This window comes from Anaerotignum sp. (genome assembly GCF_031981185.1).
GTDB lineage: Bacteria > Bacillota > Clostridia > Lachnospirales > Anaerotignaceae > Chakrabartyella.
In genome coordinates this window covers 21,123-30,510 of the sequence record NZ_DALYUL010000032.1, presented here as the reverse complement: position 1 = coordinate 30,510, position 9,388 = coordinate 21,123, and the positions used below count along the sequence as shown (strand labels likewise).

The 9,388-nt window shown below is 40.0% G+C and carries 9 protein-coding genes and 1 pseudogene; all 10 read right to left on the bottom strand.

The genetic code is table 11. The features are described 5' to 3' along the window. Positions 1-306: 306 nt before the first annotated feature. Positions 307-591, bottom strand: a complete 285-nt coding sequence (locus tag RTK36_RS14660; protein WP_312047980.1) for a hypothetical protein — start codon at positions 589-591, stop codon at positions 307-309. Between the two features lie 658 nt (positions 592-1,249). Then, positions 1,250-3,703 (bottom strand): glycogen/starch/alpha-glucan phosphorylase, encoded by a 2,454-nt coding sequence (locus tag RTK36_RS14655; RefSeq protein WP_312047979.1) that lies wholly within the window; start codon positions 3,701-3,703, stop codon positions 1,250-1,252. Between the two features lie 102 nt (positions 3,704-3,805). After that, positions 3,806-4,261, bottom strand: coding sequence for a hypothetical protein (locus tag RTK36_RS14650; protein ID WP_312047978.1), 456 nt, complete (start codon positions 4,259-4,261; stop codon positions 3,806-3,808). Between the two features lie 62 nt (positions 4,262-4,323). Beyond that, positions 4,324-4,896 carry a chromate transporter gene (locus tag RTK36_RS14645; RefSeq protein ID WP_312047977.1) on the bottom strand — a complete coding sequence of 191 codons (573 nt, stop codon included), beginning with the start codon at positions 4,894-4,896 and terminating at the stop codon, positions 4,324-4,326. Then, a complete protein-coding gene (locus RTK36_RS14640) occupies positions 4,893-5,438 on the bottom strand; it encodes a chromate transporter (RefSeq protein WP_312047976.1) in 546 nt (181 codons plus the stop codon). Before RTK36_RS14640 ends, RTK36_RS14645 begins: the two co-directional genes overlap by 4 nt. 16 nt (positions 5,439-5,454) lie before the next feature. Continuing rightward, positions 5,455-6,531: a peptide chain release factor 1 gene (gene prfA / locus RTK36_RS14635; protein ID WP_312047975.1), complete on the bottom strand. Its 1,077-nt coding sequence runs from the start codon at positions 6,529-6,531 to the stop codon at positions 5,455-5,457. Between the two features lie 2 nt (positions 6,532-6,533). Continuing rightward, positions 6,534-7,409: a peptide chain release factor N(5)-glutamine methyltransferase gene (prmC, locus tag RTK36_RS14630; RefSeq protein WP_312047974.1), complete on the bottom strand. Its 876-nt coding sequence runs from the start codon at positions 7,407-7,409 to the stop codon at positions 6,534-6,536. After that, positions 7,396-8,328, bottom strand: a complete 933-nt coding sequence (locus tag RTK36_RS14625) for a DUF1385 domain-containing protein (protein WP_312047973.1) — start codon at positions 8,326-8,328, stop codon at positions 7,396-7,398. The genes prmC and RTK36_RS14625 overlap by 14 nt, the downstream gene beginning before the upstream one ends. A gap of 394 nt (positions 8,329-8,722) precedes the next feature. Next, positions 8,723-8,926, bottom strand: a complete 204-nt coding sequence (gene rpmE / locus RTK36_RS14620; RefSeq protein ID WP_312047972.1) for a 50S ribosomal protein L31 — start codon at positions 8,924-8,926, stop codon at positions 8,723-8,725. Positions 8,927-9,040: 114 nt separating this feature from the next. Further along, positions 9,041-9,388 (bottom strand): annotated as a pseudogene (locus tag RTK36_RS14615) (transcription termination factor Rho); the annotation flags it as partial.

Below are 9,388 nucleotides of genomic sequence, written 5' to 3'. Positions count from 1 at the left end.
CTGTTTAGTTTTCAAGGATCAATTGTTTTTTTGCTGACGCTGTTTCGTTGTCAGCGAAGATTATCTTAACATATCCATCATAGCTTGTCAAGCTTTTTTTCAAAGTTTTTTCTTTCTTTTCTTCGAATCATTTGCTTAATTCGCCTTTTTATGTTGCTTTGCTCAACTGCATCTCGCAGTGACTTTTCTTATTATACAGAATAATTTGAACTTGTCAACACTTTTTTACAATTTTCCCTTTTTATTTCTATCAACCACAAAAATAAGGCATCCCGTAGTCGGGATGCCTTATTTTTTAAGCGCTTCTTATTGAGCAGGTGTTGCGGGTGCTGCATCAGCAGGTGCATCAGCAGGTGCTGCGTCTGCAGGTGCTGCGTCTGCAGGTGCTGCATCAGCAGGTGCTTCGCCTTCAGCAGGAGCCTCTGTATCAGCAGGTGCGTCTGCAGGTGCATCAGCAGGTGCCTCTGTATCAGCAGGTGCTTCCTGTGCAGGAGCCTCAGGAGCTTCCTCTTTCTTAGTACAACCACTAAATGCGAGTGCAAGACCCAAACATACAGCTACAATACAACCTTTACCAAATTTACGTTTCATTTTACATTCCCTCCTTGTTTTTTGCAATCCAACTATAGCACAAAAAATTCATTGTGTACACTCAATCTACCGCATTATATCCCATAATTCGACAAAATGTCGTCAAATAATAGTGTTTTATTAATGAAATTTATTCTTAATATCTATCAATATAAAGTGAATTTCGCTTTAGTAAACACTCTCAAACCCTTGATTTTACTAGCTTTTCCGTCTTTTTTCTTATCTTTAATCAAGTAATTTTAGAACAAAATAAACTACGCAAAAAATGTCCCACCTTGCTCCATTTCAATTCTTAATCATTTATTAAGGTGATGACAATATGCGCGTATATTGTAGATTTATGTATTAATTATCATCCATGAGATTAACTTTACATTTTAAGTTTCACTTATACTTGCATCTCCTTTATAAGGTACAAACACAATGTGTCACCCGCAATTACACTTAAATACGAAATAAACCATTGATTTCTCAAAATCCATTTTTACCACCATCTTTATTTGTTCTTTCTAATTGGCTACCTATAAGTTTTTTATATAAAATAACAGTGGATGTCGTTTTTCCGTTCAATACCATAGCTTTTTTTTATCCATATACAAAATAAAGGGCATTCTTTTCTACAAAAAAAACTTCCGCTTGTATAAAGCGGAAGCTCATGTCAAAAATCAATGGAAACTGAAGGTAAATTCCAAATTTCTTTTGCATATTCTTTTATAGTACGATCACTAGAAAATTTACCACTCTTAGCTGTGTTGTAAATTGCCATTCTTGCCCATCTTTCCTTATCCCGATAGGCATAGTCAACGGCCAACTGTGCCCGTTGATAGTCCGCATAATCTTCAAGTATAAAATACTCATCCGCTCTGCTTCCACCATAACCATTCAGCAGCGCATCATACAACTCCCTAAAAAGGCAGGTATCATTGGAAAATGTGCCATTAATCAAGGCAGTCATTGCCATACGTACCTCTTGGTTCATATTATAAACACTCCAAGGATCATATTCCCCATTATATTTTTCCTGCACTTCTTCAGCGTTCATACCAAATATAAAGATATTTTCTTCTCCAACCTCGTCGAAAATCTCAACATTTGCACCGTCCATTGTACCAACAGTCAATGCCCCGTTTAGCATAAACTTCATATTCCCCGTACCTGAAGCTTCTTTACCCGCTGTAGAAATCTGCTCGCTCACATCCGCTGCAGGAATTAACCGTTCAGCTAGGGATACACGATAATTTTCCAAGAAAACAATCTTAATCTTGCCACCAATGCTTTCATCGTTGTTCACCACATCCGCAACGCTGTTGATCAGCTTTATAATTAACTTTGCACGGCGATACCCCGCTGCCGCCTTTGCTCCAAAAATAAAGGTTCTTGGTACCATATCCAAGCCAGGATTCATTTTCAACTTGTTATAAAGCCCAATAATATGCAAAACATTCAAAAGTTGACGCTTATACTCATGCAGTCGCTTCACTTGAATATCAAAAATACTGTCGGGATTGATATCAATGCCCTTTGTAGATTTAATAAATTTCGCCAACTCTACCTTATTTGCCCTTTTAATTTCCATAAATCTATCTTGAAACTCTTTATCATCAACATAAGGTAAAATTTTTTCCAGTTGCCCCAAATCTGTAATCCAGCCATCACCAATTTTTTCTGTAATCAGCTCCGCCAGCTGAGGATTGGCATGCAACAGCCATCTTCTCTGGGTAATTCCATTGGTTTTATTATTAAACTTCTCGGGGTATAACTTATAAAAATCTTTTAGCTCCTGATTTTTCAATATTTCGGTGTGAAGAGCCGCAACGCCATTTACCGAATGACTCCCCACAATTGCCATATATGCCATACGAATCTGTCCATCCGCAATAATCGCCAAACGCCGTATTTTTTCCGGATTATTTCCGTACTTATCCGTCAATTCAAGGCAAAAGCGGCGGTTAATTTCCTCAACAATTTGATAAATACGAGGTAATAAGCGACTGAATAAATCTAACGGCCATTTTTCCAGGGCCTCCGACATAATGGTATGGTTTGTATATGCACAAACTTTCTGGGTTATCTCCCAAGCCTGATCCCAAGGTAAATCATTTTCATCCACCAAAATCCGCATTAATTCAGCCACGGCAATACTGGGATGGGTGTCATTTAGCTGAAAGGCCACTTTCTCTGGTAATAAACTAAAATCCCCATGGTTTTCTTTGAATCTGGCAATCACCCGTTGAACTGTTGCAGAATTGAAGAAATACTGTTGACGCAAACGCAATTCCTTCCCTTGATAATGCTCATCCGCAGGATAAAGCACATCCGTTAATGTTTTTGCCAAAGTTTCTTCTTCCGCAGCCTTTTGATAATTTCCTTCGTTAAAGTATTTTAAATCAATTCTGTTTTTTGCCCGTGCATCCCACAAACGCAAGGTGTTCACCGTATTATTCCCGTATCCCACTACAGGATAATCATAGGGAATAGCCATAACAGACTGATAACCCTCCTGTACAAAGCGATACCCTCCATTTTCCTTGGGTATTGCCCTTACATGCCCACCGAATTTTATTTCCACTGCATACTCGTTTCTGCGTATCCCCCAAGGATCTCCGTCCTCTAGCCAGTTATCTGGTGCTTCCACCTGATATCCGTTTTCAATTTTTTGCTCAAAAATTCCATAGTGGTATCGAATACCGCAGCCATATGCAGGCAGTTCCAAAGTGGAAAGAGAATCTAAAAAGCAAGCCGCCAGTCGACCCAGACCACCGTTGCCAAGGCCCGGATCCGGTTCAGCATCCTCTACCGTATTGTAATCAATGCCAAGTTCAGCAAATACCTCTTTGATTACGGTATTCATCCCCATGTTAATCAGGGCATTTCCCAAAAACCGCCCCATTAAAAATTCCATAGAAAGATAATATACAATCTTCGCATCCTTCTCACTATAAGTATCGTGGGTTTTAATCCATTTATCCGTAATCAAATCCCGTAGAGAAAACACTGCCGCCTGATAAATTTCTTCTGCCGATGCCGTTTCAATATTTTTTCTATAAAGTGTCTTTACATTTTCTCGAATCATGGTCTTTAGTGTTTCTTTTTCTATTCCAATTTGCCCCATAAGAAACCTCCTTTAATGGAATGCCCTTCTCTATTGTATTTTTCTCGGCATTTTTTATTTACTATATCAAAGCATACCCAATTTTGCAAATATCCATCTCTTTTAAAGAAAACAAATTACAACACCTAAAATAAATCCTAGAACCCCTCCTAAAGCAGTAAAAAGAGTTTCCTTTATAGACAGACCCTCAGGAAACAATCCGCTGCTGGCAGAATATAAAGCAATTCCCCCAATGATGCCTCTGGCCATAACCCATGACCCATTGGAAAAGACTTCGAATAAAAAAGCCGCTGTAAATATGGCGGCACTTCTAAACTCCCTACTTAGCCCTTGGTCGGGGAATCTGTTTTCTGCCCAAACACCCATTGTAATCCCCAATATTGAACCCAGGCCAGCCCAAGCCAAACTATCCAAAAAAGCAGGAGGCAAAAACAAGAAACAAAGATATGCTAATATTGCTCCCTCCAGAAAACGAAAGGGCAACGGATAGGCTCTCTTACGCCTACTCGCTGCCCATAGCAGCACCCAATACACAGGAATCGACAGCCATAGACTCATTCGACCTTCCCCCTTATTCCATATACTCTATCATATGGGTGGAAAAAGCCTTTCATTCCGCATCAAAATGCAAATATGATACCTATTACTGCCCCCACTGCGATATAAGCCACCGGGTGCTTTTGAAATTTATTAGTTATGATAAGCATTCCTAAAAACAGAATGCATTCCTTTATTCCGATGTAACTAAGAAAATTTTCCATTGAAAGATCAGTAATTTCATTTACATGAAATAATGCTGTAAGCAGTACCCCAAACCCCGCCGCTCCAATCAATCCCGTTACCGCAGGTCTCAATAAATAAAATATATCTTCCACATGCGTATTATTTCGAAATTTTTGAAGAAATTTTGAAACAAAGATAATGATTACAACGGAAGGAAAAACCAAACCTATGGTAGCAACAATACCTCCTAGAAAAGTGCCAAATTGAAACCCTGTATAGGTGGCCATGTTCACACCCAAAGGCCCTGGCGTAGATTCGGAAATTGCCACCATATCAGCAATCATGCCCGTATTAAACCAGTCATATTTATCCGCAAGCTTATATAAAAACGGCAGTGTTGCCAAACCGCCACCCACAGAGAACAAGCCTATCTTAAAGAACTCATAAAATAAAAGCAACCACTGAGTCATTTTGCTCTGGCCCCCTTTATCATAGGAGCCACTAAACCAAGTAGTCCAGCCCCAAGAACAATCCAAATAGGCGATACCTCCAAAATTACAGATAGCAAAAACGCAGCCACTGCAATGACAGCACAAATTTTATCCACCACAGATTTTTTCCACATTCCCACCACTGCATTTACAATTAAAACGCCTACAACCACACGAATTGCACCAAAAGCATGCTGAACGACAGCCAACTGGGCAAAATTCTTTAGTACCGCCGAAATAACCATAATAATTACCAATGAGGGAAATATACTCCCTACTGTTGCCGCAATTGCTCCTAAAACCCCTTTACGCCTAAATCCTACGAAAGTAGCTGTATTCACAAAAATAACGCCGGGGGTACATTGGCTAATTGCAAAATAATCCAAAATTTCATCCTCTGTGGCCCATCCTCGTTTGGTAACTACTTCCCTTTGCAATAAGGGCAGCATGGCATAGCCGCCACCAAAGGTAAAGGCTCCAATTCTGCAAAATGTAGTAAAAAGCTGCCAAATTTCTATCATACCTTCACTTCTTTCCTTATTCCTCCAGTCCACCCGCCTGCATTTTTTCCATACGGTCTGTGGTAATCAAAGCATTCATTAGTTCGTCTAAATCTCCGTCTAATATACTATCTATCTTATACAAGGTCAAGCCGATTCTATGATCGGTAATACGGCCCTGGGGAAAATTATAAGTACGAATACGTTCACTTCTATCCCCGGTACCTACTTGAGAACGGCGGTCTGCTGAAATTGCAGCATCATGCGCCTGTCTTTCTCTTTCATAAACGCGAGCATATAAAACCTTTAATGCCTGTTCCTTATTTTTCAACTGAGATTTTTCGTTTTGGCAAGAAACAACAATACCTGTAGGTAAATGGGTCATACGTACCGCAGAATCTGTGGTATTTACACACTGACCACCATTACCCGAAGCGCGGAATACATCCACTCGAACCTCATTCATATCAATATGAACGTCTACTTCTTCTGCCTCTGGCATAACCGCTACCGTCACTGTAGATGTATGAATACGCCCACCACTTTCTGTGGTTGGAATACGCTGTACCCGATGTACACCACTTTCATACTTCATTCGGGAATAGGCTCCCTTCCCCGTTATCATAAAAGAGACTTCTTTGAAACCGCCCAAATCACTTTCACTGGCGTTCATCAACTCTACTTTCCACCGTCTGTCCTCGGCATAACGGGCATACATACGAAATAAATCTCCGGCAAACAATGCAGCTTCATCTCCGCCGGCACCACCTCTAATTTCAACAATTACGTTCTTTTCATCGTTAGGGTCCTTGGGCAAAAGCAATATGGTAATTTCCTGCTTCAGTTCATCCAAACGCTCCTTATTCTGGGCAAATTCCTCTTTCACCAGCTCACGAAATTCCTCATCAAGCTTGTCGTTTAAAAGCTCCAACCCCTCTTCCACTGCGGCCTTCACTTTTTTATATTCCTGATACGCTTCCATCACAGGGGTCATATCACTATATTCCTTCATACGCTTGCGCCATTCCGATTGGTTGGCAATCATTTCAGGGTCGTTTACCTGATCTGCCAAATCGTTGTATTTGCTTTCAATCTCTGCCAATCGTTCAAACATGGTTACACCTCATCTATTATCCCATTTAATTTTCCAAAAACAACTCTGTCTAAGCCTGCCAAGTCTTTCCTCAATGTACATTGGGAAAATCCATTCTCGTCCATCATAGAAAGCAATGCCTTCCCCTGGTCGTGGCCAATTTCAAAAAAAAGCCATCCTCCGTTTTTCAGCCAGTGATGACTGTCTTTTATAATACGCTGGTAAAACGCTAAACCATCTTCTCCCCCGTCCAAAGCATTCTCAGGCTCAAAATCTCGAACCTCGGGCATCAATCTTTCAATTTCTGCCTTTGCTATGTATGGCGGGTTGGAAACAATGGCATCAAAGCTCCTCTTCCATTGAATGGGAACCTGAGCGAATAGGTCACTTTCTAGCCACACTACCTCAGTTTGATTCACTTCTGCATTTTTCCTTGCAAAACCCAATGCCCTGGGGCTGATATCTACTCCTGCACAATTCATCTTTCCATAATGGGCAAGACAAATGGGAATGCATCCGCTTCCCGTGCCTAAATCAATCACCCGTTGTATGTTATTCTCCTTTGAAATGGACAACACCGATTCCACTAAAATCTCCGTATCCCCCCGAGGAATTAATACCCCCTCGCCAACAGTAAAGGGTAGCCCCATAAATTCGCATTGCCCTAAAATATACTGCAAGGGACGGTTCGACTCTCTTTGATTCAAATAATCATTGTACCTAGCTTCTTCCTCAGGCGAAACGATTTTTTCTCCATGGGTAAACAACTGTACCCGACTCATTTGGCATACTTCCATTAATAAAAGCTCTGCTTCAAAGGCAAAATTCTCTTTACCAGCCAACTGTAGACGGTGCTTGCCTTCCAGCAAAGCATTGGCAACAGTCTTATTCTCCTTCATCTTCCAATACTCCCTTCATCGCCGCAATTGCGGTTTCGATTTGGGATGCATCCGGTTCTGCTGTGGTTATTTTCTGTAAACATAGCCCGGGATAGCTGATTGCCGCAACAAGCTTGCTTTCGGATCTTCCTGCCCATCGAATAACCTCATAAGAAATACCTGCAATAAAAGGCACTAAGAAGATCCTGGAAACCAATCGTAATGCAATGGAGTCAGTTCTCACAAAAAAGAACACAATCATACTGATAATCATTACAAAAAGCAAAAAACTGGTCCCGCAACGCTTATGCAGTCTTGTGCAAGGCAGGACGTTTTCCACTGTTAATTCCTTACCACTTTCAAAACAGTTAATGGTCTTGTGTTCTGCACCGTGGTATTGAAAAACCCTTTTGATTTCTTTCATTCTAGAAATCAGAAATAAATACAACAAGAATATACCAATTCTCAATAGCCCTTCAATCACACCTAACCCCCATACTGGCACAATGGTCTTAAAGAAACTGCCCAGCCATACGGGAAGAACAAAAAACAAGCCCATACCCAAAATTAAAGATACGGTAACACTAAAGTAAATCAAAATATCGTTAATCTTATCGCCGAATTTGTTCTGCAAATATTTTTCAAAGGGAGAAAGTTCTTCCTCCGACCAATCCTCTCCGGCAATTTCCGCGGAATGCATTAATATTTTTGTACCTGTAATCAGGGAATCCACAAAAGCCCCAATTCCACGAAAAATAGGATATTTGAAAATGCCTTTGTTGGCTATTCCACCCCATTCGTTTTTTTCAACGGTAATTCCACCTGCGGGGTTTCTCACTGCCATGGCATAAATGCGTTTGCCACGCATCATAACACCCTCAATAATCGCTTGTCCGCCGATGCTTGTAGGGCGTACTCTTTTTTCCTTATCATTTGACACTGTATCAACTCTTTTCGTCTGTAAATTTCTATTGCAATTAAATATTATATCATAAAAGGTAGAAAACTAAAAATTATTTTAGAATTATAAACTGTATTTACCTAAAATTGTCAAAAAAAGTAGAATAGAAGGCTTTCATCATGCACTGTTAAAATAAATTCGCTCAGAATAAGTACAATCAACTATGCCCCACTCTTATATAGTCCATTCCAATTATTTTTCTAACAGAAGCCGCTTTTCTGACGGTTGTAAACGATAGACAAAAATATCTTTAATTACAACTTTTCCTGAATAAATAAAAAAGTGCAGGGATAAGCTCTCTGCACATTTCTCATTCTCGTTAAATTTAGAAGAGAGAGTGATAATCACCTTTACTCTTCCAATCTTGCAGAAATTACTTTCTGCCGTATTTTTTGTTGAATTTTTCTACTCTACCGCCAGCTTCCAAAAGCAACTTCTGGCTACCTGTGTAGAAAGGATGACACTTAGAGCAAACTTCGACTCTGATTTCGTCCTTTGTAGAACCTGTTACAAATTCATTACCACAGTTACATCTTACTTTAATCTGATTGTACTGGGGATGGATTCCTTCTCTCATTTCTTTCACCTCATTTTTTAAATTTGTTGATCAATAATTTTTTATTATTTATAGACAACATCAGTAGTGTATCATATGTTCTTTCCCTTTGCAATAAAAAATTCCAAAAAAGAATCACTTATCAAACAGTCCTAAGGTCTTCTCCCAGAAGGGCAAACGCTCCATAAACTCTTGGTTATTTTTGGTCTTTCTCATCAAATCGTAAAAACCTTCAACCATTTCCATCTGGCTCATGGTAGACGCCATTTTCCTAAGGGTAAAGTTACATTCCAGCTCTTGCTCAGTCAAAAGCTTCTCTTCCCGCCTGGTTCCCGACTTAATAATTTCCACTGCGGGGAAAATACGCCGTTCAGACAGTCTTCTGTCCAACACCAACTCCATATTGCCTGTACCCTTAAATTCTTCAAAAACAACTTCGTCCATTTTACTTCCCGTATCCACAAGGGCTGTAGCCAATATGGT

Coding starts and splice junctions, on each gene's coding strand:
- RTK36_RS14660 (WP_312047980.1), bottom strand. CDS start 591: ATGAAACGTAAATTTGGTAAAGGTTGTATTGTAGCTGTATGTTTGGGT.
- RTK36_RS14655 (WP_312047979.1), bottom strand. CDS start 3,703: ATGGGGCAAATTGGAATAGAAAAAGAAACACTAAAGACCATGATTCGA.
- RTK36_RS14650 (WP_312047978.1), bottom strand. CDS start 4,261: ATGAGTCTATGGCTGTCGATTCCTGTGTATTGGGTGCTGCTATGGGCA.
- RTK36_RS14645 (WP_312047977.1), bottom strand. CDS start 4,896: ATGACTCAGTGGTTGCTTTTATTTTATGAGTTCTTTAAGATAGGCTTG.
- RTK36_RS14640 (WP_312047976.1), bottom strand. CDS start 5,438: ATGATAGAAATTTGGCAGCTTTTTACTACATTTTGCAGAATTGGAGCC.
- prfA (WP_312047975.1), bottom strand. CDS start 6,531: ATGTTTGAACGATTGGCAGAGATTGAAAGCAAATACAACGATTTGGCA.
- prmC (WP_312047974.1), bottom strand. CDS start 7,409: ATGAAGGAGAATAAGACTGTTGCCAATGCTTTGCTGGAAGGCAAGCAC.
- rpmE (WP_312047972.1), bottom strand. CDS start 8,926: ATGAGAGAAGGAATCCATCCCCAGTACAATCAGATTAAAGTAAGATGT.